Consider the following 23400-nt stretch of genomic DNA (forward strand, 5'->3'; position numbering starts at 1 on the left):
ACCGGAGCCCCGCCCTGGGTCAGCCGGAACGCCTCATGAGGGCGAAGATGCCCCAGCCGAGGTATTCACGCTGGTAACGGACATGCCGCACCGGCGACTCGTCCAGCTCCGCGCGCAACTCGGCGGCCAGCTCGTCGTCGGGGTTCGAGTCGAGCCAGCGCCGCAGGTTGAGCCACTGCGGAGCCACGTACCTGTCCCAGCTGTCCTGGTCGGCCAGGACCATCTCGACGACGTCCCAGCCGAGCTCGCCGAACTGACCGACCAGCCCGGGCAGCGAACGCAGGTCGCCCGCCTCACGCATGTGGCAGGCTTCGACGGTGGCCTGGTCGGGCGGGTCGAGCCGCCAGTACGGCTCCCCGATCAGCATCAGGCCGCCGGGGCGCAGGCTGCGTTCGAGCAACTCGACGGTGCCCGGCAGGCCGCCGCCGATCCAGGTCGCCCCGATGCAGGACACGACGTCGACCGGCTCGTCGGCGACATAGGCGGAGGCGTCGCCGTGCACGAACGTGACGGCCCCGTCGACGCCCAGCTCGGCGGCCCGGGCCCGCGCCGCCGCGGTGAACACGGTGCTGACGTCGACTCCGGTGCCGCGCACGCCGTGGTCGCGGGCCCAGGTGCACAACATCTCGCCCTTGCCGCTGGCCAGGTCGAGCAGCCGGCTGCCGGGCGGCAGGTCGAGCGCCCGGCCTAGGGTGGCGAGCTTGTCGGCGGTGACGGGGTTGAGGATACGGTGGCTGTGCTCGCGGATGGTGAAGCTACGTGGCAGATCCACTTCTGAGGTTCCTTCTGGTCGTAGACGCGATTCGTAGGTGACGGGACCGGATCACACCGGCCGAACGCGCCTGGACCGTCATACAATGCACCTCTTCGAGTGGCTGGAGAGTCGTCCGGGCGAGGCTAGAACACCCGGTCCGGTGACGTCCACCGGTTATCCCCCGGCCTCCAGGTCCGTGGCGATCCGGCCGCGCATCATGGCCTCCATGACCTTCATGAACCGCTGCGTCCGCGCCCGCCCCAGGACGAACGGGTTCGCGGCCGCCCCCGCGCGCAGTTCCTCCATGCGCGCCAGGCCGTAGTCCGCGGCCCCGTGGTTGTTCAGCTCCACGTCCACCCCCGCCTTGCGCATCGTGGCGGCGAAGGCGAGCACGGAGTCGAGGTAGATCCGCTTGTCGGCGACGGCCGCCGGCGGGTTGGTGCCGCCCCACAACATCGCGGTGTGCCGCCGTCCCCTCCACCGCGCCGGGAAGATCATCGAGACGGTGCCCGGCGTGTGGCCGGGGGTGTGATGGAAGGAGATCGTCGTGTCGCCGAGGGTCAGGCGGCGGCCGTCGGCGATGTCCAGGTCATGCTTGGGGGCGTTCGGCGGCTTCTCGGCGGCGACGAGCTTCCAGTCGGCCGGGCTCATCATGACGCGGGCGCCGTACCGGTCGGCGAGGTACTGGGCGCCGCCGAAGTGGTCGTCGTGCCCGTGGGCGGCCACCACGTACTTGATCGCCGACGGGTCGACGCCGAGCGACTTCAGCTGGGGGACGATGACCTTCCCGGCCTCGTCCGGCGAGCCCAGCGCGTCGATCAGGATGACACCGCCCGAGGTGAGCAGGGCCGTGACCGAGACGAACCCGGTGCTGACCACGGCCACGTTGTCGAAGATCTTCAGCGGCTTCGGCGCCTTGGGCTGGGCCGGTGTCACGCCCGGTGTGAGCGCCTTGACCAGGGTGGTGAGCACCGGGTCGCGGCCGGCCAGCTTCGCCGCCCTGGCGTAGTGGTCGCGCGCGCTCCCCGGCGCGGCGGTGGCCGCCTCGGCTCTGCCACCCGCCAGCGGCAGCAGGGCCGCGGCCGACAGCAGGGCCCGGCGGGAGGTGGTGGACTGCGCAAGGGACATTCGCCTCGTACCTGCTTTCACTCGCCCGGATGCGACGTCGCTCCAGCAGAGCAGAGCCGATCAAGGGGCGTCCAATATTGACATCCCCCGCGCGTCGATAACGGAGCCGATATCAAGGCTGGTCGATGCCCTGGCAAACGTGTGTGCGCGGGCGGCGGGTGAGCCGTGTTCGCCGCCGTTCCTCTGCCTACTGTGAGCCCCCGATTGATCGGGAAAGGCGGGAAATCATGCCGGTCGGGAGCCTTCGCCGTGATTCGCCCCTCGTCGAGCCCGTGCCGGGCGCGCTGGGCAGGTGGGGGTCCGCGGTGGCCCGCCGGGGGCGGTTGGTGATCGCGTTGTGGCTGGTCCTGGCCGCCGGCTCGGCGGCGCTGCTGCCCGGGTTGCCGGCCCGGCTGGCCCCGCCCTCGCTGGAGGTGCCGGGCTCGGAGTCCGCCGTCGCTGCGGCCGTGATCGCGCGCGGCTTCCCCGAGCAGGGGACCGAGCAGGTGCTGCTGGCCTTCACCTCCGCCACGCTGCGCGCCTCAGAGCCGGGGTACCAGCGCGTGATGGCCGCGGTGATGAGCGCGATGGCCGCCCGCGGGGACGTCGGGGCGCTGCTGCCGCTGCCCGAGGTGGCCGGCCAGCATCCCGGGCACGCGTACGCACTGATGGGTGTGCACGGCGACGAGCCGGCCAGGCAGCGCAACCTGCCCGCCCAGCTCGCGACCGCTCAGGAGAGCGCGAGGCGGGCGTCGGCGGGAGCCGTCTCGGTCACGATCCTGGGCGTCAGCCGCGCCTTCGCCCAGCTCGCCCACACCGACATGGCCGATCTGCGGGCGATGGAGACCATGACCGTCCCGGTGGCCGTGCTGCTGCTGGTGCTCGGGCTCGGCGCGGCGGGCGCGGCGCTGGTGCCGCTGCTCGTCGGCGGCGCGGCGATCCTGACCGCGATGGGCGCGCTCGCCCTGGCCGGTACGTACGGCGCCGCCGACTCGACCATGCTCACCTACACCGTCACCATGACCCTGGGCCTCGGCCTGGACTACAGCCTGCTCATCCTGCTGCGCTACCGTCAGGCCCGCGCCGGCGGCCGGTCCCCGCAGGCCGCGGCCGGGCACGCCGTCGCCACGGCGGGCAGCACCGTGACCTGGTGCGCCCTGGCCATCATGATCACCTCCTGCGCGCTCTTCCTGGTCGGCGTGCCGTGGGCTGGTTCGATGGCGCTGGCGGGCCTGCTGTCCGCGCTGGTCACGCTCGCCGCGGCGCTGACCCTGACGCCGGCGCTGCTCCCCCGGCTCGACGGCCTGCTCGCGTGGGGCACGCTCCCCTGGCGGCGGCACGACTCGGAGCCGCGCGAGCCCGCCTGGGTGCGGGGCGCCCGGCACCTGATGCGCCATCCGGTCCCGTACGCGGCTGCCGCCGTCACGGCGCTGCTCCTGCTCGCCCTGCCCGCCCTGCACCTGCGTACCGGGCTGCACTACGACCGCGCCACGCTGGCCGGCACGGACATGGGCGCCGGCCTGGAGCAACTCGAACGCGACAAGGTGGCCAGCCTGACCAGCCTGGCGCTGCCGCATCCGCCCGGCTCGGCCCCGGTGGACACCGGGGCGCTGAGCGCCGCGCTGCGGGCCGACCCCCGGGTGTCCGTGGTGAGCGTGTTCGACAACGGCAGGGACCTGACCCTGATGCTGGTCGCCGACAGGGCCGCCCCGGACAGCGCGGCCGCGACCGCCTTCCTGCGGGACGTGCGCGAAGGGGCCGCCCGCCTGCTGCCCGCCGGTCAGCGGGTGCTCGCCGTCGGACCGGCCGCGCGGCTGCGCGACCTGACGGCGGGCGCGCTCGACGGGCTGTGGCGGGTGCTCCTCGTCGTCCTGCTGGCCTCGTTCGCGCTGCTGCTGATCACGTTCCGCAGCCTGCTCATCCCGCTGAAGGCGGTGGCGATGAACCTGCTCTGCGTGTGCGCCACGTTCGGCCTGCTCACGCTGGCCTTCCAGACTCCGGCGACGGATATCAACGCGCTGCTCCCCCTGATCGTCTTCACCATCGTCTTCGGCCTGTCCATGGACTACGAGGTCTTCCTCGTGCACCGCGTCCACGAGCACTACCGCCGCACCGGCGACAACACGGCCGCCGTGCTGCACGGGCTGCGGCACACCGCGCGCCCGATCACGCTGGCCGCCGCCATCATGGCCGTCACCTTCTCCGGGCTGATGTTCACCCGGCGGCTCGACTTCCAGCAGGGCGGCTTCGCGGTGGCCGTCGCGATCGTGCTCGACGCCACCCTCATCCGGATGGTGCTGGTCCCGGCGCTGATGCGGCTGCTCGGCGAGCGCAACTGGTGGCTGCCGGGTCAGCGCCGCAGGAACGCCTCGATGGCGGGGACGAGCCGTTCGTACGCGTCCTCCAGCACGTAGTGACCCGCGTCGGGAAAGGCGTGCACCTCGGCGGCGGGGAAGCGCCGGCGCCACTCGGTCAGCATGAGCGGGTCGAAGACCGGGTCGCGCAGCCCCCAGCCGATCAGCACGGGCCGGTCGGCGAACTCCCCCAGGCTCTCCCCCGTCCGCGTCAGCAGCGGCCAGGCCCCGTCGCCGGGACCGATCGGGATGTCCCCCACGAACCGCCGCACCGCCACCCGGTGTCCTCTGCCGTCGTCGGGGGCGAGGAACGCGTCGCGCACCTCCCTGGGCAGGCGGCGCCGCACCCCGAACGGCGGCAGCGTGGCCAGCCGGGCGAAGGCGTGGTGGCGCAGGAACAGCCGGGCGCCCACTCGGGTCTCGCGCAGCAGCCACAAGGGCAGCCGCAGCGCCGGGCGTACGCGGGCGCCGTGCGGGTTGGGGAAGGCGGCCGTGTTGAGCACCACGAGGCGGGCCACCCGCTCGGGGTGGCGGCTCGCCCAGGCCATGCCGATCGGGCCGCCCCAGTCGTGCATCACCACCGTCCACCCGCGCTCCGGCGCGCCCTCCGTGGCGATGAGGTGGTCGGTGAGCGCGTCCAGGTCGTCCACGCGGGAGGCGAGCGTGTACGCGTAGCGGTCCTCGCCCGGCTTGTCCGACAGGCCCATGCCGATGTGGTCGGGCGCGACGCAGCGGTGCTCGGTCCGCAGTGCCACGATGAGGCGGCGCCACAGGTAGCTCCACGACGGGTTGCCGTGCAGCATCAGGACGGGCGCGCCGTCGCCCTCGTCCACGTAGTGCTGGCTCAGGCCGGCGCGGGTGAGGAAGTGCGAGGTGAACGGGTAACCGGGCAGGGTCATGGGGCTCCGGCATTTCGGTGGGCTGCAGTCCGGTGGTCGGCGTTCCGGCCGGCGAGGTGAGCGGCCAGCCGGGACAGGCCCTCCGCCGTGCCGACCAGGGGTTCGTAGCCGAGGTCGCGGCGGGCGGCGGTCAGGTCGAACCAGTGCGAGGTGGTGGCCTGCACGACGGTGAGCCGGGTCAGCGGCGGCTGCGACCGTACGCGGGCGAGCCGGTAGGCGTGCTCGACGGCCCCGCCCGCCAGCCGGGCCAGACGGGCCGGCACCCGGGGCAGGACCGGAGGGAGCCCTGCCGCCGCGAGCAGGCCGTTGATCCAGTCCGCGATCGGCGCCGGCTCGTCCTGGGCGACGAAGTAGGCCCGGCCGGCGACCGGCGCGCCGGGGGAGAGCGCCTCCAGTGCCAGCACGTGGGCCCGTGCGGCGTTGTCGACGTAGACGGTGTCGACGCGCTTGCCCGGCACGCGCGGCAGCAGCAGCCGCCCGCGCCGTGCCCGCGCCACGAACCGGGGCAGGAAGTGCGGGTCCCCCGGCCCCCAGATCAGGTGCGGGCGCAGGGCCACGGTGGCCAGCCGCGCGCCGTCGGCGGCCAGGACCTGCCGCTCGGCCTCGGCCTTCGTCGCCGGGTAGGGGGCGAGGAAACGGCGGGCGTACGGGGCCGACTCGTCCACGCCCTCCAGGTCCCGCCCGTCGTGGACGACACTGGGCGAGGAGGTGTGCACCAGGCGGGGGACACCGGCCCGCAGGCAGGCGTCGATCACGTTGGCCGTACCGGTGACGTTGACCTCCCGGTAGTCACGGGCAGGACCCCAGACCCCGGCCAGAGCGGCACAGTGCACGACCGCGTCACGACCCTGGACGGCGGCGTACACGGCGTCGGGGTCACGGACATCGCCGGCAATCTGGACGACGTCCCCTACGGCCGGGTCACGGACCTCGGCGGCGTCCCGTACGGCCGGGTCACGGACCTCGGCGGCGTCCCGTATGGTCGGATCACGGACCTCGGCGGCGTCCGGTGCGGCCGGGTCTGGGACGGAGCCGGCCGGTCCTTCCGGCGTGGCCGGCTCCGGCTCGGGACGGAGGTGACGCTGGAAGGTGGCCACCTCATGACCACGCTCGGCGAGCTGGCGGCAGACGGCGCGGCCGAGGAAACCTCCGCCGCCGGTCACCAGGACCCTCATCGCCCGCCCCGGCCCAGCACGCGCGCCGCCCACCGGGCCAGCAGCGGCCGGCGGATCTTGCTGGCGTGCCTGACGTCCATCGGGAAACCCCGGTGCGGCAGCACCTCGCCCAGGTCGGGGCCGTGCGCGCGAACCCGTTCCACGATCTCGCGCCGCTCGCGCCGCGACGTGCCGGGCTCGCACTCCACGCAGAGCACGGGAATCTGGGCCCCCGCCGGGCCCACGCCGACCAACGCGGTACGGCGCACGCCCACCAGCCCGTTGAAGACGGGTTCGACCTGATCGGTGTAGAGATCACCGTCCGCGGTACGCACCCGCTCACTCTTGCGTCCGGCGAACCACAGCCGCCCCTGCTCGTCCAGCCGGCCCAGATCCCCCATGCGGTGCACCGGCCCGCAATCGTCCGCGATACGCGCGAGGGCCGTGTCATGAGGACGGCCGAGGTACGGATCGCTCACCGCCGGCCCCGCCACGGTGATCTCCCCCACCGTTCCCGGTGGGACCAGCAGGTCGTCCGACCATTCGGGGATGGCGTCGTCGGTGACGGCGATGACGCGTACCCGGTTGCCCGGCAGCGGCGTCCCCAGGCAGGTGCCCGCGCCGTGCGCGGTCGCCGGCGCCGTCGCGGTCAGCTCGGCCGCGTCCGCCGCGCTCACCAGCAGGCACTCGGTCGACCCGTACACCGAGCGCACCTCGGCGTGGGCGGGCAGACACCTCTGGGCGCGCTGGAGCACGGAGTAGGGCAGCGGCGCGCCCGCGGTGAGCACGGTCTCGACGGTGCCGAGGCGCAGGTCGCGTTCGACGCAGTGACGGGCGAGCCGGTCCAGCAGCGCGGGCGCGGCGAACAGGCCGGTGACGCCGTGGGCGGCGATGGAGCCGGCCATGACGGCCGGGTCGCTCCGTTCCGGATGGCGCGGGTCGAGCCGGGGGACGACCGAGCCGCAGCCCATCGACGGCGCGGCCAGCGCGAACGGCAGAAAGGTCGAGTAGACCACGGCGCCGGGCGTGAGCGCCCCGAGCCGGGCCAGCAACTCGGTCTGACCGGCCAGATGTCGCTGCCGGAAAGGCACCCCTTTGGGCGGCCCTGTGGACCCGGAGGTGAAGGCGATCAACGCCGGCTCCTCGGCACCACCCGCCCCGGCTCCGACCGCAGGCGACCGCACCGCGACGGTCATGTCGGGCTCCGCCGCAGGCGACCCCACCGAGTCGGGTTCGGCCGCAGGCCACCGGCCGTGCGAGCGCACCGCCACCGTCGTACGTACGCTGCCCCGCCCCCACCCCAGCAGGACCCGCGCCAGATGAGCGCGCGGCACCCCGACGAACGCCTCGGGAGCCGCCTCGGCGAAGCACGCCCCCATGGCCCGAGCCCCGAGCCCGGGATCGACCAGGATCGGCACCGCCCGCAGCCGGAACAGCGCCATGACCACCGCCACCAGCTCCCGCCCCGGCGGCACCAGGACCGCGGTCCTCGTCCCCGCGCCCACCCCGGCGCCCGCCAGGGCCCGCGCGGTCCGGTCGATGAGCTCGTTCAGCTCCGCGTACGTGAGCGTCTCGGCGTGACGGCGTCCGTCGATGTGGCAGGCGACGGCGTCGGGACGGGTGTGCACCCATCGCTCGGTCATCGCCACGACGTCGAAGAGCCCTGAACCCACCGATGCCACCTCCTCCAAGCGTTTTGGCTGATCCACTATGCGGTAACTATCTGTAGCGAAATATAACTAAGAGTGATAGGAGTAGCCATGCGCCGACTTGTCGCCGCAATCGTCACAGGAGCCGCGGGAGCCGTGCTGTCGCTGGCCGCCGCGGGCCAGGCCCACGCCGCCGCACCCGTGCCGGGCACCGTGACCGCGATCGACTGCGTGCTGGGAGCCGGCATAGTCCTCCCCAGCGCCGCCAGCGCCAGCCGCCTGGTCTGCGTCGGCGGCCTCTACAACAACTCGCCGGTGGGCGGGCTCGCCTAGCAGGGCACGGCTTCGAGGATGGTCAGGTCCTTCGGCAGGCCCGCACTCATGAGAAGCTGCGCCATCAGCGGAACGCCCGCGAGCGACTGCGTACCGGCGGGCGAGCCGTTCACCGGCACCGCAGCCGGCACCTGGGCCGGAACGAGAGCGCTCGCGGGCAGCGCCCCGGACGGGGTCCCGGCCTGCGCCCCGGACGAAGCCGCGGACTGGACCCCGGCGGGTGCACCGGCGACCGCCCCACCACCGCTCCCGGCCATGCCGAAGAAGGCGGCGAAAGCCTGGGCCAGCGTGTTCACGGGAACGCTGATGCAGAACTTGCCCAGCACATCCCCACCGACCGGCGCAGGCTCCAGAGGAACCACGGAGTCCGCATCGTCGGCGGCAGCCGGAGCGACCGGCAGAACGGCGCAGCAGAAGGCGGCACAGCAGGCGGCGGCGATAACGCGCATGAAGCTCTCCTCAGAATCAGACCGGAGCGAAGATCAGGGTGGCGTTGTGCCCGCCGAACCCGAACGAGTTGGACATCACCGGCCCAGCAGCCATCGGCCGCACCTGGGCGACGACGTCGACGGCGCACTCGGGATCGAGCGTCCGGAGGTTCGCCGTGGGCGGGACCGCCCGTTCGTTGAGCGCCAGGACGGCGGCCACGGCCTCGATCGCCCCGGCGGCCCCGATGGCGTGCCCGGTGATGCCCTTGGTGGAGGTCACCGGCACCGCGCCGGGCCCGAACACCGCGCTGATCGCCTGGGCCTCGGCCAGGTCGTTGAGCGGAGTGCCGCTGCCGTGCGCGTTGACGTGCGTGATCTCCTCCGGGCCGAGCCCGGCGTCGGCGAGCGCGGCGCGCATGCAGCGGGCGGCGCCGTCGCCCTGCGCGGGCGGCGCGGTGATGTGGTGGGCATCGGAGGAGAGCCCGCAGCCGGTCAGCTCGGCGTAGACGTGGGCGTCGCGGGCCAGCGCGTGCTCCAGGTTCTCGAGGACGAGGAAGGCGGCGCCCTCGGCCAGCACGAACCCGTCGCGGTCGCGGTCGAAGGGCCTGCTGGCCAGTTCCGGGGCCTCGTTGCGTTCGGAGAGGGCGCGGCAGCGGTGGAAGGCCAGCATCACGGTCGGCGTGACGCACGCCTCCGCGCCCCCGGCGACCACCACGTCGGCGGTGCCGTCGCGCAGCAGCCTGGCCGCCTCGGCGACGGCATGGGCGCCGGACGCGCACGCGGTGGCCACCGACAGGCTGGGGCCGAGGATCCGGTGACGGATGCTGATCGCGGCGGCCAGGGCGTTCGGCATGACCATCGGCACGTGCAGCGGCCCGGGATTCCCGCGACCCGTGCCCGCGGCGTCCAGCAGGGCGTTCTCGTACGTCAGGGTGCCGCCGAAGCCGCTGCCGGTCACGACCGCCTGCCGCTCGGCCGGCACCCGTACGTTCCCGGCGTCGCCCAGCGCGTCGGCCGCCGCGCACACCCCGAGCTGGGTCACGCGGTCCATCCGGGCGGCCTGTTTGGGCGTCAGGTAGTCCGTGACGTCCAGGTCGTGGATCTGGCAGGCGAAGTCGGTGCCGATCCCGGTGGTGTCGAAGGAGGTGATGCGCCGAGCGGTGGACTGCCCGGACAGCAGCGCGTTCCACAGTTCCTTGAGCCGCGAGCCGGCGGGCGTGCGCACGCCCATGCCGGTGACGGCGATCCGCTCGCGCGAACTCATCCCGTGCGCTCCGCGACCAGCTCGCGGGCGCGCGCCACGACGTCGCCCACGGTCCGCACGTCGGCCAGCGCCTCGCGCGGCATCGTTCCCCACTCCTCCTCCAGGACGACGTGGAGCTCGGCCAGGTCGAGGCTGTCGGCCTCCAGGTCCTCCCGCAGCCGCGCGTCCTCGGTGACCCTGCTCGGATCGACCTTGAGGATGCTCGCGCAGCGCTCGCGCACCAACGTCATGATCTCCTCGTCGCTCATGTCCGGTTCCTTCCGCCGTGCGTGCTGACCGTTGTGTCGCCCAGCCTCGCTGATGGCACGAAAGATGATCACTTGTGACGCGACGCCACCCGTTAAGGAATTGATCAAGTTTGCCGGTGCGGCGATTCGCACGCCGTCCGTGATCAGGCCCCCTCCCTATCGTGGCCGCACGGGGACCCGAGACGGGGACACGAGGGGGACGAGCATGAACTACGCGCACGTGGCCGGGGTGGCCGTGCATCTGCCCGAGCGGAGCATGACCACCGCCGAGCTGGAGGACGGGCTGGCCGAGCGCAACCCCGGCGTGCACATCCCGCGCGGCCTCATCGAGCAGGCCACCGGAGTACGGCGGCGGCACCTGGCCGCCCCAGGGCAGACGGCCGCCACGATGGCCGTGGCCGCAGCGCGCGAGCTGCTGGAGGAGACCGGCCTGGCCGCGCCGTCCCTCGACCTGATCATCTACGCCGGGGTGAGCTGCGACGCCGTCGAGCCCGCCACCGCGCACATGGTCGCAGCCGAGCTGGGCGCCGGCTGCCCGGTGTTCGACGTGCGCAACGCCTGCAACAGCGTGCTGAACGCGATCGAGCTGGCCGACGCGCTCATCGCCGCCGGCCACTACCGCACGATCCTCATCGCCTGCGGCGAGATCGCGACCTCCTCCATCCGCTGGCGGGTGAGCTCGGGCGACGAATTCGTCGCCGCCATCCCCTCCTACACCGTCTCCGACTCGGGCACGGCCCTGCTGCTGCAGGCGGCCGGCGCACCCGGCGTCGTCGCCCACCGCTTCTGCGCGAACTCCAGCCACTGGCCGGCCGCCGTCATGCCGATCACGCCGGCCCCCGAGGGCGGCTTCGAGGTGGCCCCCTTCCGGGTCGACTTCGTGGACCTGGCCGTCGGCGTGCGCAAGCTCGACCACTCCGCGCTGACCGGGCCGCTGACCGAGCGCGGGCTCGAATGGGACGACCTGGCCGCGATCTGCGTGCACCAGGCCTCGCTGGCGTCCCTGCACATGCTCTGCGAGCTGGCCGGGATCCCGCTCGACAAGGTCGAGGTGACGATCGTCGAGCACGGCAACCTGGTCGCCTCCAGCCTGCCGGCGCAGTTGCACCAGGCGCTCCGAGCCGGCCGCGTGCAGCGCGGCGACCTGGTCGCCCTGGTGGGGCTGGCCAGCGGGGTGAGCGCCGGGACCGTACTGCTGCGCTGGTAGCCACCACCCGTATCGAGGAGCACCGACATGTCCAAGATCCTGTTCGCCGCCGTCGTCTGCGTGGCCGCGACCACCCCGCCGATGGCCGCGCACGCCGCGCAGACCGTCCTGACCTGCCGGATCAGCACCGCGGCCGGGCAGCCGGTGACGTTCACGCCGGCCGTGGGCTTCCTCCCGCGTACGGTCACCGCCCAGGGGACGCTCGTCCTCACCGGCTGCTCCTCCACCGCGCCGGCCGCGGCGAACCTGCGCTCCGGCCGCCTGACCGTCCATGGAACCGGCCGCGCCTTCTGCACCGGCGTGCAGAACATCCGCGGCAAGGGCCACATCACCTGGTACGGCGCGGACGGCGGGGAGGCGGGCGTGTCCACCCTGCGCCCGGCGCTCAGCCAGGTACGCAGCCACAACCCCGGCGACATGCTGCTCAGCGGCACGATCACCAAGGGTCCGCTGGCCGGCGCCCGTACCGCCGGCTCCGCGACCCCGACCTCGGACGTCAGCACCTGCGCCACCCGGGGGATCACCGGCGTGCACGGCGCGGGCACGATGACGTTCTCACTCTGAGCGTACGGACCTCGCGAGAGGCCCGTCGGGAAGCGAGCAGGATTCGAGAAGCGCCACCCCAGGCACGGCCCCTAGCGTGAGGGTCATGAGCAGCCCGGAGCACCGTCTCCGAGCTGGTGACCCCACGACTCCAGGAGCGGAAATGACCTCCACCCAGGGCATCAAGACCGTGCTGCACCCCGTGTCCGACATCCAGGCGGCCAAGGCGGTCTACGCCGCGCTGCTCGGCTTCCAGCCGCAGACCGACGACCCCTACTACGTCGGCTTCGAGGCCGACGGCCAGCACATCGGGCTGGTCCCGGGCGGCAAGACGGAGGACCTGTCCTCGCCCACGGTCTACTGGCAGGTCGACGACATCGAGGCCAAACTGGCCGAGGTGACCGCGGCCGGCGCCACCGTGAAGTCGGCCCCGCGCAACGTGGGCGGCAGCCGCGTGGTGGCCACGTTCACCGACCCGGACGGTAACGTCCTCGGGCTGCTGCAGGACAAGTGAGCAGCCGGTCCCCGTCCCCGCTCCTCGGCGGGGACGGGAGACAAACGGACATACCTCACATAGCTGGTTAAATTCGAGCTAGCACCGGCGGAGACAGCCCCCGACACGATGGAGAGACGATGACCACGCCCCCGAGGACGGACTCGCAGCAGGCGCCCGAACAGCACATCGCCGACAGCCACGGCCTGATCCGCGTGCACGGCGCCCGCGTGAACAACCTCAAGGACGTCAGCGTCGAGCTCCCCAAGCGCCGCCTCACGGTGTTCACCGGCGTCTCCGGGTCGGGCAAGAGCTCCCTGGTGTTCGGCACGATCGCGGCCGAGTCGCAGCGGCTGATCAACGAGACCTACAGCGCCTTCGTCCAGGGCTTCATGCCGACGATGGCGCGGCCCGAGGTCGACGTGCTCGACGGGCTGACCACCGCCATCCTGGTCGACCAGCAGCGGATGGGCTCCGACCCGCGCTCCACCGTCGGCACCGCCACCGACGCCAACGCGATGCTGCGCATCCTGTTCAGCCGGATCGGGCAGCCGCACATCGGCTCGCCGCAGGCCTTCTCCTTCAACGTGCCCACCGTACGCGCGAAGGGCGCGATCACCGTCGAACGCGGCAACCGCAAGACGGAGAGGGCCAGCTTCACCCGGATCGGCGGCATGTGCCCGACCTGCGAGGGCCGCGGCGCGGTCTCCGACCTCGACCTCACCCAGCTCTACGACGACTCCAAGTCGCTCACGGAGGGCGCGTTCACCATCCCCGGCTGGAAGTCCGACAGCTTCTGGACCGTACGCGTCTACGCCGAGTCCGGCTTCGTCGACCCGGACAAGCCGATCCGCGAGTACACCGAGCAGGAGCTCCAGGACTTCCTCTACAAGGACCCGGTGAAGGTCAAGGTCGACGGCGTCAACCTCACCTACGAGGGGCTGATCCCGAAGATCAGGAAGACGTTCCTGGCCAAGGACCGCGAGTCGATGCAGCCGCACATCCGGGCCTTCGTGGACCGGGCGGTCACGTTCACCACCTGCCCCGGCTGCGACGGCACCCGGCTCAGCGAGGAGGCCCGCTCCTCCCGCATCGGCGGCGTCAACATCGCCGAGGCCTGCGCCATGCAGATCACCGACCTCGCCGCGTGGATCCGCGGCCTCGAAGAGCCGTCGGTCGCGCCGCTGCTCGGCAAGCTGCTGCACACCCTCGACTCGTTCGTGGAGATCGGGCTCGGCTACCTCTCCCTCGACCGCGCCTCCGGCACGCTGTCGGGCGGCGAGGCGCAGCGCGTCAAGATGATCCGCCACCTCGGCTCCTCGCTCACCGACACCACCTACGTCTTCGACGAGCCCACCATCGGGCTGCACCCCCACGACATCCAGCGGATGAACGACCTGCTGCTGCGCCTGCGCGACAAGGGCAACACGGTGCTCGTCGTGGAGCACAAGCCGGAGACGATCGCCATCGCCGACCACGTCGTCGACCTCGGCCCCGGCGCCGGCGCGGCGGGCGGCACCGTCTGCTTCGAAGGCACCGTCGAAGGGCTGCGCGCCAGCGACACCATCACCGGCCACCACCTCGACGACCGCGCCGCGCTCAAGGAGAAGACGCGCACGTCCACCGGCGCGCTGGAGATCCGCGGCGCGACGACGCACAACCTGAAGAACGTCGACGTCGACATCCCGCTCGGCGTGCTCGTCGTCGTCACCGGCGTGGCCGGCTCCGGCAAGAGCTCGCTCATCCACGGGTCCGTCCCGGCGGGCGCGGGCGTGATCTCGGTCGACCAGAGCGCGATCCGCGGCTCGCGGCGCAGCAACCCGGCCACCTACACCGGGCTGCTCGACCCGATCCGCAAGGCGTTCGCCAAGGCCAACGGCGTGAAGCCGGCCCTGTTCAGCGCCAACTCCGAGGGCGCCTGCCCCGGGTGCAACGGCGCCGGCGTCATCTACACCGACCTCGGCATGATGGCCGGCATGAGCACCACCTGCGAGGACTGCGAGGGCAAGCGGTTCGAGGCCTCGGTGCTCGACCACCGCCTCGGCGGGCGCGACATCAGCCAGGTGCTGGCCATGTCGGTCGACGAGGCCACGGAGTTCTTCGGCGCGGGGGAGGCGCGCACCCCGGCCGCGCACGCCATCCTCGACCGGCTCAGCGACGTCGGGCTCGGCTACCTGACCCTCGGGCAGCCGCTCACCACGCTGTCCGGCGGCGAGCGGCAGCGGCTCAAGCTGGCCACCCACATGGCCGAGCGCGGCGGCGTCTACATCCTCGACGAGCCCACCGCCGGCCTCCACCTCGCCGACGTCGAACAACTGCTCCGCCTGCTCGACCGGCTCGTGGACGCCGGCAAGTCGGTCATCGTGATCGAGCATCACCAGGCGGTCATGGCGCACGCCGACTGGATCATCGACCTCGGTCCCGGCGCGGGGCACGACGGCGGCCGGATCGTCTTCGAAGGCACCCCCGCCGACCTCGTCGCCACCCGCTCCACCCTCACCGGCGAACACCTCGCCGCGTACGTCGGCGCCTGACCGCCGTACTCGAGTGCCTTAGCCGCCGATGCGCCTGATCCGCGTTCCCTCCGCCTACCGTCCCGTACTCGCCAACCGGGTGTTCCGGCGGCTCATCCTCGGTTTCGGCGTCTCGTTCCTCGGCGACGGCATGAGCTTCGTCGCCGTCGCCTGGCTCGCCATCGAGCTCGCGCCGCAGGGGAGCGCGGGCCTGTGGGTGGGCGCCGCGGTGGCCGCGTACACGCTGCCGGGGGTGGCCGGGGCGCTGGCGTTCGGCCGCCTCCTGCGCCGCGTGCCCGCCAGGCGGCTGCTGCTCGCCGACAACGCGGTGCGCGGGGTCCTCCTCGGCGCCGTGCCGCTGTTCTGGCTGGCCGGCCTGCTCAGTCTGCCCCTGTACGTCACGCTGCTCGCCCTTTCGTCCCTGCTGCACGCATGGGGCAACGCGGGCAAGTACACCATGCTGGCCGAGCTGCTGCCGGGGGAGCAGCGGCTGGCCGCCAACACCCTGATCAGCTCGCTCGGCTTCGCCGCCACGATCGCCGGTCCCGCCATCGCCGGCGTGCTGGTGACGTACGTCGACTCGGCCCTCGTCCTCGGCCTCGACGCGCTGACGTACGTGTTCCTCGCCGTGCTCGTCGTACGTACCCGGCTGCCCGAGCCGGACCCCGACGCCCACGTGTCACCCGTCGATCAGACGGCCGCCCGCGGCGGGCTCGCGTTGCTGCGCTCCCACCCCGAACTGTTCGGCCTGCTCGCCCTCACCTGGTGCTTCAACTTCCTGTACGGCCCGGTCGAGGTGGCCCTGCCGCTCCACGTGACCGACGACCTGCACGCGCCCGGCACCCTGCTGGGCCTCTACTGGATGTTGTTCGGCATCGGCGCGCTGCTCGGCGGCCTCGCGACCGGCGCGTTGCGGCAGTTGCCGCTCTGGCCCGTGACGATCGGCGTGGTGATCGGCTGGGGCCTCTGCCTGCTGCCGTTCTGGTTCGACGTGCCGGTCCTCGTCACCATCGCCGGCTTCGCGATCGGCGGCGCGATCTACGGCCCGTTCGTGGCGCTCTCGGTGACGCTCATGCAGACGAAGGCGCCCCCGCAGCACCTGACCGCGATGCTCGCCGCCCGCAGCGCGGTGCTGCTCACCGCGTCACCGCTCGGCACCGCACTCGGCGGCCCCCTCACCTCGGCCCTGGGCCCCCGCCCGACCCTCGGCAGCTCGGGCCTCGCCACCGTGGCCGTCGGCCTCGTCGCCTGCACACTCCTCCTCGTGTCCAGCCGCCGAAGGAACCCGACCCCCTGATTACCCAGGCGCCCGGATCGCTTGCCCTGGCGACCATCTCACCCTTCAATGGGGATTCATGCCCCTCCGCAGCCTCAGACCCGCCACTTCGCGCCCCACCGAGCTCCTGATCGGCATCGGCTTCTTCGTGGCGGTCGCGGCCTGCGCGATCACCGCGGTGCTGATCCCCGCCGCCCAGTTCGAGCTGCGATTCTTCGTGATGGGCCTGGCCGGATGCGGGTATGCGCTGGCCGCCGCCGACCTGTGGGCCGCCACGGTGACAGGCGTCTCGGCCTGGGCGCTGGCCACCGGCTTCCTCATCCCGCCCACCGGCGAGCTGGCCGTCACCGGCGGCCCCGACGTGATCCGCCTCATCGCCATCGTGGGCCTCTGCCTGGCCGGCGGCCTCTACGGCATCTACCGCCGCCGCACCCACTGAACCCACCGCCGCAGCCCCGCACGCTGAGCCCACCGCGGCCCCGCCGTCAGCCGCCGCCCATCCCCGGAAGATCCGCGTGCCGGTACGGCGTCGGCTCCATCCCGCTCTGCACCACCAGCACCGTCCCGGACGACTCCTCCCGGAACAGCCCGTCCACAGCAGCCGCCACCTCATCGGCGGTCAGCATCGGCAACCCGGCCGCCACCAGGAAGTCCTTGGCGGGCGCGATCAACGGCGTATCAGTGAAACCAGGACAGACAGCGCCGATCCTGACCCCCGCCGCGGCCAGCGGCTCCACCAGCGCCCTGACCAGCCCGATCACGGCATGCTTGCTCATCGAGTAGATCGGATCCGGGCCGAACCCGACCAGCCCCGCCATCGACGACGTGACCACGATCGAGCCACCGCCGGAGCGCTTGAGCAGCGGAAGGGCGGCCGCCACGCCATAGACGACAGAGTCGGCGTTGATCCCCATCACCGTCCGGTACCGCTCCGGGTCGAACGCGGAGAAGTCGACACCACCGTTGGTGCCGGCGTTCAGGTGCACGAGATCCAGGCGCCCATAGCGTTCATCGGCCAGCGCCACGGCCCGTACGGACGTGTCCTCGGAGCTGACGTCGCCGACCAGCCACGCGCCACTGACCTCCTTGCCGACCCGCTCGACGCCCTCAGCGTCCCGGTCGACCAGCACGCAGTCGGCCCCGCCCGCGGCCAGCCGCCGCGCCACGGCGGCCCCGATGCCACTCGCCGCACCGGTGATCAAAGCGACGGTGCTCATGAACGCTCCTAGGGGAGGCGCGGAATGGCGGTACCCGTGGATTGTGCGCCCCTGCCGTTCCCCGTACAACCCTCGAAACCACAGCACCACCCGCCACCAAGGGTTCAGGACGCCCCTCCGCAACCCTCCACAGCAACCGAAACCCTCATCTCCAGATCTCCCGCACCCGCGCAACGGCATCTCGAACGGACAATCCCGTCGTATCCACCCGAACATCACCCGCCGAGAACTCGCCCTGCCGCTCATGCAACTCACGAAACTCCCCAGGCGTCAGGTGCACCGGCCGAGTGCCCGCCCGCCGCTCCGCCTCACCGAACTCGACCGCGAGCTCCACGATCAGCACCTCCGGCAGGAGCTCCCGATACAACGCAGCGGTGTCGTCCGTCAGCACGTCCGCGATCACCACGTCGATGCCGCCCGCCAGCAAGTTCCCCGCCACCGCGCACCCGTTCCGCACCCCCAGCCGCCGCTGACGGAGCCCTTCTGCGCCTTCCCACGGCGCGGCATGCCCACTCACGACCAGGTGACGAACGTCGTCGACGTCAATGAAGGCGGCCAACGGCCGTTCCGTGGCGACCAGACGACCCACGGTGCTCTTGCCCACCGCCGGGGCCCCCGTCAGAACCAGCGCCCGCATTCCCTACCACCGCTCATGATCTCCACGATGACCGAAACCGGATACCCTGCCAGACGTGCGGCGATTATCAATGTCCCGAACAGTCTGGCTCGCCCTGGCAGCGGCCCTCGCGGCGGCTGTGGCGCTCCTGGTGGCACTCCTGGCGGTACGACGTACCCGGCATCTCACCCGGAACACCGCCCCCCACCCCCAACCGCCGCCCACCATCCCCATCATCCGCGCCGTCCTTCGCCCCGAACCCGAGCCCGTACCCGAGCGGCCCGCCCCCGTACCGATCCTCGGCATCCCCACAGCCGCGGACCTCGAGCGCTTCGCCCCCAAGCCGTCCTTCCTGGACCGCTCTCCGTCCGATCCCCCGCCCCCACGGGCTCCCCTGGCCAAGGCAACCCGCCGCCGCCTCACCCTTTGGGGCGCGCTGGCGGTCGCACTGCTCCTGCTGGCCTCGTGCACCCTGATGATCGAAAACACGGTCTACGACAGAGACCCGACGACGGAGTACGTGGACGAGGTCGACATCTCGATCCCGGGCGAGTCGCAGGACTATCAGGACGTCCAGGACGAGATGTGCGACCCCACGTACACGGGCAGTCAGCCGAACTGCCAGTAAGCCGCCAGGCCGGTCAACGGCGAAGTGTGGACCGGGCGGTCCTCGACGTCGGCCCTTAACCCCGGCCCCTCCACTGCCGCCCTACCCCGATCGACGCAATGTCAGCGACTGGAACCGCGTCTCGTCCGCTCCGACGACATGAAAGTCCACGATCTCGAACTCCCGCCCGGCGAACTCCTGCAATTCCTCATCTCCACGGAAGGAGAAGAACCGGGGAGGCCGGTGATCGTCCCCTTCGAAGATCCCCTCTCCGTGCAGCGACCCGCCGCCGTACACACCGAGAAAGAACAACCCACCAGGCCGCAGCAACCCCCGAACGGCCTCCAGCACCGCCGGCAGATCACCGTTGGGCACGTGCAGCAGGCAGTTGAGCGCGTACGCCGCGTCGAACGACTCCGGCGCGAAGTCGAGCCGCAGAAAGTCCATGACATGGGCGTCGAGGCCCTTCTCCCGGCACAACGACACCATCGCGGGCGACAGATCGACGGCGACGACGTCCAGCCCACTGTCCCTGAAGAACACACTGTCCTGCCCCGTCCCGGCACCGATCTCCAGCAGCCGCCCGCCGCCGTCGCCCAGGACCCGGCCGAGGAACGCTTCCCGCTCCGCCAGCTTCCACCACTGCTTACCCGCGCCGTCCCGCCGCTCGGCACCCCCGTCGTAGGCCGTCCGCAGGGCCCCGAACACCTCATCATAACGCACGCTCACCAACTCATGATGAACCACGCCCCCACACCGCGACCGTCAGGCGCCTCCCTTGTCCCGCCGCTCGTAAATGGCAAGGGCGACAAGACCCCCGCACACAAGGCGGGTCAACTCAAGAAGCCACCCAGGTACTCCAGCAGAACCTCCGACCGCTCCTCAAGAATGAAACGGCCGCATTCGGTGATCTGGGCACCGGTCACGTCGTCGGCGGAACATCTCGCGGGTCGGAATCACATCCAGCCTGATCAACGAGACGGTGGCGGCCGCACCCCGCCCCTCCTCCAACCCACGATCACCGACGACCGCCTCACCACGTGCGCCTCCGACCGCTGCGGCCTGCGCTTCGTGGACCGCTCGCAAGGAGGCAGACGCCGCTGGTGCTCGATGACCCGCTGCGGCAACCGCACCAAGGCCCAACGCCACCACCTCCGCACCCGCACGCCCTGAACCGGGGACTCGTACCGAGCAATTGGCGATCGCGGTGGATTTACACACGCAACAAAAAAGGCCGCTTCTCCGAAGATCGGATAGCGGCCTTGTCGTTAATCAACTGGGTGGGGCTACCAGGACTTGAACCTGGGACCTCTTCCTTATCAGGGAAGCGCTCTAACCGTCTGAGCTATAGCCCCGCTCGCACACCGAACGTTATCGCATTCGCCTCAGGGAGGCGAACCGGTTGCTCGGACGAGAAGAGCTTACCGCGTCCGGCGGGCTGCTCGCGCCGCGCGATCAGTGCGCGCGGCGCGAGCGTCCACGCCTATTCGGCCTCGCTGAACGTCACTTCAACGCCGCCCACCAGGTCGGAGGCGATGTTGTAGATGACCGCGCCCAAGGTGGACAGGGCCGTGATCAGGACGACGTTCACGGCTCCGATCAGGGCCGTGTAGCCGAGGATGCGCACCGGCTCGAACCACGAGGCGATGTCGATCGGGATCGAGCTCTGGCCCTGCTCGCCCTTTCCGAGCTGGTTGACCAGGTCGACGATGGAGTCGAAGACGCCCAGCGCCGACAGCACGCCGTACAGGACGGCCACGGCCACGAACAGCACCACGAAGCAGACGAGGGAGACCACGAAGCTGAACTTCATGGCCGACCACGGCTCGACGCGGCGCAGGACCAGGTGTGCCTTGCGGGGGAGCCGGCCCCCCGAGGAGTTGGACGACTTCTTCTTGGGCAGTTCGATGGCCGGCGGGGCTTCGGTGGCCAGCGACGGACGCAGCCGGACGGTCTCGTTGCCCTCCGGCGGTTGCAACCCGCCAGACCCGCCAGACCCGCCAGGCCCACCGGGCCCGCCAGGTCCACCAGGCCCGCCACCGGGCGGAGGGCCAGGCTGAGGAGGAGGCGCGGGCTTGCCGGCCTCCTGCTGTCCTGGCAGGGGCCTGCCCTGCGCGGGCGAGGTGTCCTTGCCCTCCTCGACCGGCGTGAATATTTCGGTCTCTGCGGGTTTCTTCGGTTGCTGACCGTTACCCGCAGCCGCCTTTGTCCTGGCGGTGCCACCCTGGGCGCTCATGATTTACTCTCCTCCCCCGTCTTCCTCACTCTCCATCGGAGTCTCCATGGACTCCGCGTTCCGGGCGAGGGCTACCACGCTGTCGCCTTCGGCGAGATTCATCAATCGCACTCCCATGGTCTGGCGGCCGGACTGCTTGATCTCGCCGGCACTCGTCCGGATCACCCCGCCGGCGGACGTGATCGCGAAGACCTCGTCCTCTGGGTTGACCATGACGGCTCCGACCAGCTTGCCACGGGAAGATACGATTTTCGCAGTCAGCACACCCCTACCGCCACGTCCTTGAACCGGATACTGATCCACTGGCGTCCGTTTTGCGTACCCAGCCTTCGTGGCGATAAGCACATCTTGACCGTCGGCGATGCGATTCATGGCCAGAAGTTCGTCACCGTCGAGGAACCTCATGCCGATGACGCCGCTGGTCGCCCGCCCCATGGGCCGCAGGGCCTCGTCGGAGGCGGTGAACCGGATCGACTGCGCTCCCTTGGAGACGAGCAGCAGATCGTCGGACTCGGAGACCATGCGGGCTCCGATGACCTCGTCGTCGTCCCGCAGGTTGATCGCGATCAGACCACCGGACCTGGGGGAGTCGTACTCGGACAGGCGCGTCTTCTTGACCAGCCCGCTGCGGGTGGCGAGGACGAGGTAGGGGGCGACGTTGTAGTCGCGTAGGTCGAGAACCTCCATGACTGTTTCGTCGGGCTGCATGGCGAGAAGGTTCGCCAGATGCATGCCCCGGGCGTCACGACCGGCGTCGGGCAGCTCGTAGGCCTTGACGCGGTAGACCCGGCCCTTGTTGGTGAAGAACAGCAGCCAGTGGTGGGTCGTGGTGACGAAGAAGTGGTCGACGATGTCGTCCTGGCGCAGCTGCGCGCCGCGGACGCCCTTGCCGCCGCGCTTCTGCGCCCGGTAGAGGTCGGTACGGGTGCGCTTGGCGTAGCCGCCCCTGGTGATCGTGACGACGATCTCTTCCTCGGCGATGAGGTCCTCGATCGACATGTCGCCGTCGTACGCGATGATCTCGGTCTTGCGCTCGTCGCCGTAGCGGCCGACGATCTCGGCGAGCTCGTCGTTGACGATCTCCCGCTGGCGGCTCTCGCTGGCCAGGATCGAGTTGTACTCGGCGATCTGGGTCATCAGCGCGTCGTGCTCGTCCTGGATGGCCTGCCGCTCCAGGGCGGCCAGCTTGCGCAGCTGCATGTCGAGGATGGCCTGCGCCTGGATCTCGTCGATCTCCAGCAGCCCCATGAGGCCCTGCTGGGCGTGCGAGGCGGACTCGGAGGCCCGGATCAGGGCGATGACCTCGTCGAGCCGCTCCAGGGCCTTCAGCAGACCGCTCAGGACGTGGGCCCGCTCCTCGGCCTTGCGCAGCAGGTAGCGGGTCCTGCGGACGATGACCTCGATCTGGTGCGCCACGTAGTGACGGATGAACTGGTCGAGCCGCAGGGTCCGCGGCACGCCGTCCACCAGCGCCAGCATGTTGGCCCCGAAGGTGTCCTGGAGCTGGGTGTGCTTGTACAGGTTGTTGAGGACGACCTTGGCGACCGCGTCGCGCTTGAGCACGATGACCAGGCGCTGCCCGACCCGCGACGAGCTCTCGTCGCGGACGTCGGCGATGCCGGTCAGCTTGCCCTCACGCACCAGCTCGGCGATCTTCAGCGCGAGGTTGTCAGGATTGACCTGGTACGGGAGCTCGGTGACGACCAGAGCCTGCCGGCCCTTGTCCTCCTCGACCTCGACCACGGCCCGCATGGTGATCGAGCCGCGCCCGGTGCGGTAGGCGTCCTCGATCCCGCGCCGGCCCACGATGAGCGCCTTGGTGGGGAAGTCGGGCCCCTTGACCAGCCTCATGGCCGCTTCGAGCAGCTCTTCCTCGCTGGCCTCGGGGTTTTCCAGGGCCCACTTGACCGCGCTGGCGACCTCGCGCAGGTTGTGCGGCGGGATGTTGGTGGCCATGCCGACGGCGATGCCGCCCGAGCCGTTGACCAGCAGCTGCGGGATGCGCGCCGGCAGGACGTCGGGCTCCTGCGACTTGCCGTCGTAGTTGGGGCGGAAGTCGACGGTCTCCTTGTCGATGTCCCGCAGCATCTCCATGGCGATGGGCGCGAGCTTGCACTCGGTGTAACGCATCGCCGCCGCCGGGTCGTTGCCGGGCGAGCCGAAGTTGCCCTGCCCGTCGACCAGCGGATATCGCAGCGACCACGACTGCGCCAGGCGGACCAGCGCGTCGTAGATCGAGGTGTCGCCGTGTGGGTGGTAGGTGCCCATCACGTCGCCGACGACGCGGGCGCACTTGAAGTAGCCGCGGTCGGGACGGTAGCCACCGTCGTACATCGCGTAGAGCACCCGCCGGTGCACCGGTTTGAGCCCGTCGCGCACGTCAGGCAGCGCCCTGGACACGATGACGGACATCGCGTAGTCCATGTAACTGCGCTGCATCTCGGACTGGATGTCCACAGGCTCGATGCGGTCAGCCGGGGGAGTGGTGTTCACGTCCGTCAC

At 71.3% G+C, this 23400-nt stretch carries 23 protein-coding genes and 1 tRNA gene; 10 read left to right on the top strand and 14 right to left on the bottom strand.

The genetic code is table 11. The features are described 5' to 3' along the window. Positions 1–19: 19 nt before the first annotated feature. Together B0I32_RS52540 and B0I32_RS52545 are read right to left on the bottom strand one after the other, a co-directional pair. On the bottom strand, positions 20–772 hold the full coding sequence (locus B0I32_RS52540) for an SAM-dependent methyltransferase (RefSeq protein WP_106252673.1): 753 nt from the start codon (positions 770–772) through the stop codon (positions 20–22). A gap of 156 nt (positions 773–928) precedes the next feature. Beyond that, entirely contained in the window at positions 929–1882 is a 954-nt protein-coding gene (locus B0I32_RS52545; RefSeq protein ID WP_106252674.1) for an MBL fold metallo-hydrolase, read from the bottom strand. A 227-nt stretch (positions 1883–2109) separates the two neighbouring features. Between B0I32_RS52545 and B0I32_RS52550 the strand changes: the two genes are divergently transcribed. Next, positions 2110–4275: an MMPL family transporter gene (locus B0I32_RS52550; RefSeq protein WP_181308764.1), complete on the top strand. Its 2166-nt coding sequence runs from the start codon at positions 2110–2112 to the stop codon at positions 4273–4275. Here the strand turns inward: B0I32_RS52550 and B0I32_RS52555 are convergent. From B0I32_RS52555 to B0I32_RS52565, 3 genes are read right to left on the bottom strand one after another with little or no spacing between them, the layout of a single operon-like run. Next, positions 4212–5114: an alpha/beta fold hydrolase gene (locus B0I32_RS52555; RefSeq protein ID WP_106252677.1), complete on the bottom strand. Its 903-nt coding sequence runs from the start codon at positions 5112–5114 to the stop codon at positions 4212–4214. The genes B0I32_RS52550 and B0I32_RS52555 overlap by 64 nt on opposite strands. Then, positions 5111–6289 (bottom strand): NAD-dependent epimerase/dehydratase family protein, encoded by a 1179-nt coding sequence (locus B0I32_RS52560; RefSeq protein WP_146178651.1) that lies wholly within the window; start codon positions 6287–6289, stop codon positions 5111–5113. Before B0I32_RS52560 ends, B0I32_RS52555 begins: the two co-directional genes overlap by 4 nt. Further along, on the bottom strand, positions 6286–7941 hold the full coding sequence (locus B0I32_RS52565) for a fatty acid CoA ligase family protein (protein ID WP_106252681.1): 1656 nt from the start codon (positions 7939–7941) through the stop codon (positions 6286–6288). Before B0I32_RS52565 ends, B0I32_RS52560 begins: the two co-directional genes overlap by 4 nt. Before the next feature lie 87 nt (positions 7942–8028). Between B0I32_RS52565 and B0I32_RS57100 the strand changes: the two genes are divergently transcribed. Beyond that, entirely contained in the window at positions 8029–8250 is a 222-nt protein-coding gene (locus B0I32_RS57100; RefSeq protein WP_146178652.1) for a hypothetical protein, read from the top strand. On the opposite strand, the gene B0I32_RS52570 is transcribed toward B0I32_RS57100, so the two are convergent. The 3 genes from B0I32_RS52570 to B0I32_RS52580 are packed head-to-tail and all read right to left on the bottom strand — an operon-like array spanning position 8247 to position 10190. Further along, positions 8247–8699 carry a hypothetical protein gene (locus B0I32_RS52570; protein ID WP_106252682.1) on the bottom strand — a complete coding sequence of 151 codons (453 nt, stop codon included), beginning with the start codon at positions 8697–8699 and terminating at the stop codon, positions 8247–8249. The two genes, B0I32_RS57100 and B0I32_RS52570, sit on opposite strands and share 4 nt — an antisense overlap. A 16-nt stretch (positions 8700–8715) precedes the next feature. Beyond that, positions 8716–9942 carry a beta-ketoacyl-[acyl-carrier-protein] synthase family protein gene (locus tag B0I32_RS52575; protein WP_106252684.1) on the bottom strand — a complete coding sequence of 409 codons (1227 nt, stop codon included), beginning with the start codon at positions 9940–9942 and terminating at the stop codon, positions 8716–8718. Further along, complete coding sequence (locus tag B0I32_RS52580; protein WP_281262678.1) at positions 9939–10190, bottom strand: acyl carrier protein; 252 nt, start codon at positions 10188–10190, stop codon at positions 9939–9941. The genes B0I32_RS52575 and B0I32_RS52580 overlap by 4 nt, the downstream gene beginning before the upstream one ends. Before the next feature lie 205 nt (positions 10191–10395). Between B0I32_RS52580 and B0I32_RS52585 the strand changes: the two genes are divergently transcribed. The 6 genes from B0I32_RS52585 (at position 10396) to B0I32_RS52610 (ending at position 16661) form a co-directional block, all read left to right on the top strand. After that, positions 10396–11397, top strand: a complete 1002-nt coding sequence (locus B0I32_RS52585) for a 3-oxoacyl-ACP synthase III family protein (protein ID WP_106252685.1) — start codon at positions 10396–10398, stop codon at positions 11395–11397. Between the two features lie 27 nt (positions 11398–11424). Beyond that, positions 11425–11961: a hypothetical protein gene (locus B0I32_RS52590; RefSeq protein ID WP_106252687.1), complete on the top strand. Its 537-nt coding sequence runs from the start codon at positions 11425–11427 to the stop codon at positions 11959–11961. A 142-nt stretch (positions 11962–12103) separates the two neighbouring features. Beyond that, a complete protein-coding gene (locus B0I32_RS52595; RefSeq protein WP_106252688.1) occupies positions 12104–12454 on the top strand; it encodes a VOC family protein in 351 nt (116 codons plus the stop codon). A gap of 119 nt (positions 12455–12573) precedes the next feature. Then, complete coding sequence (locus B0I32_RS52600; protein ID WP_106252690.1) at positions 12574–14967, top strand: ATP-binding cassette domain-containing protein; 2394 nt, start codon at positions 12574–12576, stop codon at positions 14965–14967. Positions 14968–14995: 28 nt separating this feature from the next. Then, positions 14996–16243, top strand: coding sequence for an MFS transporter (locus tag B0I32_RS52605; RefSeq protein ID WP_106252691.1), 1248 nt, complete (start codon positions 14996–14998; stop codon positions 16241–16243). A gap of 58 nt (positions 16244–16301) precedes the next feature. Further along, entirely contained in the window at positions 16302–16661 is a 360-nt protein-coding gene (locus B0I32_RS52610; protein ID WP_106252692.1) for a hypothetical protein, read from the top strand. A 46-nt stretch (positions 16662–16707) separates the two neighbouring features. On the opposite strand, the gene B0I32_RS52615 is transcribed toward B0I32_RS52610, so the two are convergent. Then, positions 16708–17439 carry an SDR family NAD(P)-dependent oxidoreductase gene (locus B0I32_RS52615; RefSeq protein ID WP_106252694.1) on the bottom strand — a complete coding sequence of 244 codons (732 nt, stop codon included), beginning with the start codon at positions 17437–17439 and terminating at the stop codon, positions 16708–16710. A gap of 145 nt (positions 17440–17584) precedes the next feature. Then, positions 17585–18043 carry a nucleoside/nucleotide kinase family protein gene (locus B0I32_RS52620; RefSeq protein ID WP_146178653.1) on the bottom strand — a complete coding sequence of 153 codons (459 nt, stop codon included), beginning with the start codon at positions 18041–18043 and terminating at the stop codon, positions 17585–17587. Positions 18044–18146: 103 nt separating this feature from the next. On the opposite strand from B0I32_RS52620, the gene B0I32_RS52625 reads away from it, so the two are divergent. Beyond that, the gene (locus B0I32_RS52625; protein WP_106252698.1) at positions 18147–18683 is read left to right on the top strand and encodes a hypothetical protein; all 537 of its coding nucleotides are present in this window, start codon (positions 18147–18149) and stop codon (positions 18681–18683) included. 81 nt (positions 18684–18764) lie between these two features. Here the strand turns inward: B0I32_RS52625 and B0I32_RS52630 are convergent, their stop codons facing one another. Continuing rightward, positions 18765–19391 carry a class I SAM-dependent methyltransferase gene (locus tag B0I32_RS52630; RefSeq protein WP_106252700.1) on the bottom strand — a complete coding sequence of 209 codons (627 nt, stop codon included), beginning with the start codon at positions 19389–19391 and terminating at the stop codon, positions 18765–18767. Between the two features lie 159 nt (positions 19392–19550). Between B0I32_RS52630 and B0I32_RS52635 the strand changes: the two genes are divergently transcribed. Next, a complete protein-coding gene (locus B0I32_RS52635) occupies positions 19551–19835 on the top strand; it encodes a CGNR zinc finger domain-containing protein (RefSeq protein WP_106252702.1) in 285 nt (94 codons plus the stop codon). Between the two features lie 108 nt (positions 19836–19943). Here B0I32_RS52635 and B0I32_RS52640 read toward each other — a convergent pair. The 3 genes from B0I32_RS52640 to gyrA all read right to left on the bottom strand — a co-directional run bounded on the left by B0I32_RS52640 (position 19944) and on the right by gyrA (position 23400). Beyond that, positions 19944–20017, bottom strand: a tRNA-Ile gene (locus B0I32_RS52640). Positions 20018–20145: 128 nt separating this feature from the next. Next, a complete protein-coding gene (locus B0I32_RS52645; protein ID WP_245956684.1) occupies positions 20146–20640 on the bottom strand; it encodes a DUF3566 domain-containing protein in 495 nt (164 codons plus the stop codon). Between the two features lie 261 nt (positions 20641–20901). Continuing rightward, positions 20902–23400 (bottom strand): DNA gyrase subunit A, encoded by a 2499-nt coding sequence (gene gyrA, locus B0I32_RS52650; RefSeq protein ID WP_106252706.1) that lies wholly within the window; start codon positions 23398–23400, stop codon positions 20902–20904.

Origin of the sequence: Nonomuraea fuscirosea, assembly GCF_003001935.1 — a bacterium.
Lineage (GTDB): Bacteria > Actinomycetota > Actinomycetes > Streptosporangiales > Streptosporangiaceae > Nonomuraea > Nonomuraea fuscirosea.

Bases quoted from the DNA above. Each gene is read 5' to 3' on its own strand.
- B0I32_RS52545 (WP_106252674.1), bottom strand. From the start codon at position 1,882: ATGTCCCTTGCGCAGTCCACCACCTCCCGCCGGGCCCTGCTGTCGGCC.
- B0I32_RS52625 (WP_106252698.1), top strand. From the start codon at position 18,147: ATGTCCCGAACAGTCTGGCTCGCCCTGGCAGCGGCCCTCGCGGCGGCT.
- B0I32_RS52595 (WP_106252688.1), top strand. From the start codon at position 12,104: ATGACCTCCACCCAGGGCATCAAGACCGTGCTGCACCCCGTGTCCGAC.
- B0I32_RS52610 (WP_106252692.1), top strand. From the start codon at position 16,302: ATGCCCCTCCGCAGCCTCAGACCCGCCACTTCGCGCCCCACCGAGCTC.
- B0I32_RS52585 (WP_106252685.1), top strand. From the start codon at position 10,396: ATGAACTACGCGCACGTGGCCGGGGTGGCCGTGCATCTGCCCGAGCGG.
- B0I32_RS52615 (WP_106252694.1), bottom strand. From the start codon at position 17,439: ATGAGCACCGTCGCTTTGATCACCGGTGCGGCGAGTGGCATCGGGGCC.
- B0I32_RS52605 (WP_106252691.1), top strand. From the start codon at position 14,996: ATGCGCCTGATCCGCGTTCCCTCCGCCTACCGTCCCGTACTCGCCAAC.
- B0I32_RS52575 (WP_106252684.1), bottom strand. From the start codon at position 9,942: ATGAGTTCGCGCGAGCGGATCGCCGTCACCGGCATGGGCGTGCGCACG.
- B0I32_RS52570 (WP_106252682.1), bottom strand. From the start codon at position 8,699: ATGCGCGTTATCGCCGCCGCCTGCTGTGCCGCCTTCTGCTGCGCCGTT.
- B0I32_RS52580 (WP_281262678.1), bottom strand. From the start codon at position 10,190: ATGAGCGACGAGGAGATCATGACGTTGGTGCGCGAGCGCTGCGCGAGC.
- B0I32_RS57100 (WP_146178652.1), top strand. From the start codon at position 8,029: ATGCGCCGACTTGTCGCCGCAATCGTCACAGGAGCCGCGGGAGCCGTG.
- B0I32_RS52555 (WP_106252677.1), bottom strand. From the start codon at position 5,114: ATGACCCTGCCCGGTTACCCGTTCACCTCGCACTTCCTCACCCGCGCC.
- B0I32_RS52590 (WP_106252687.1), top strand. From the start codon at position 11,425: ATGTCCAAGATCCTGTTCGCCGCCGTCGTCTGCGTGGCCGCGACCACC.
- B0I32_RS52550 (WP_181308764.1), top strand. From the start codon at position 2,110: ATGCCGGTCGGGAGCCTTCGCCGTGATTCGCCCCTCGTCGAGCCCGTG.
- B0I32_RS52600 (WP_106252690.1), top strand. From the start codon at position 12,574: ATGACCACGCCCCCGAGGACGGACTCGCAGCAGGCGCCCGAACAGCAC.
- B0I32_RS52560 (WP_146178651.1), bottom strand. From the start codon at position 6,289: ATGAGGGTCCTGGTGACCGGCGGCGGAGGTTTCCTCGGCCGCGCCGTC.
- B0I32_RS52635 (WP_106252702.1), top strand. From the start codon at position 19,551: ATGAAACGGCCGCATTCGGTGATCTGGGCACCGGTCACGTCGTCGGCG.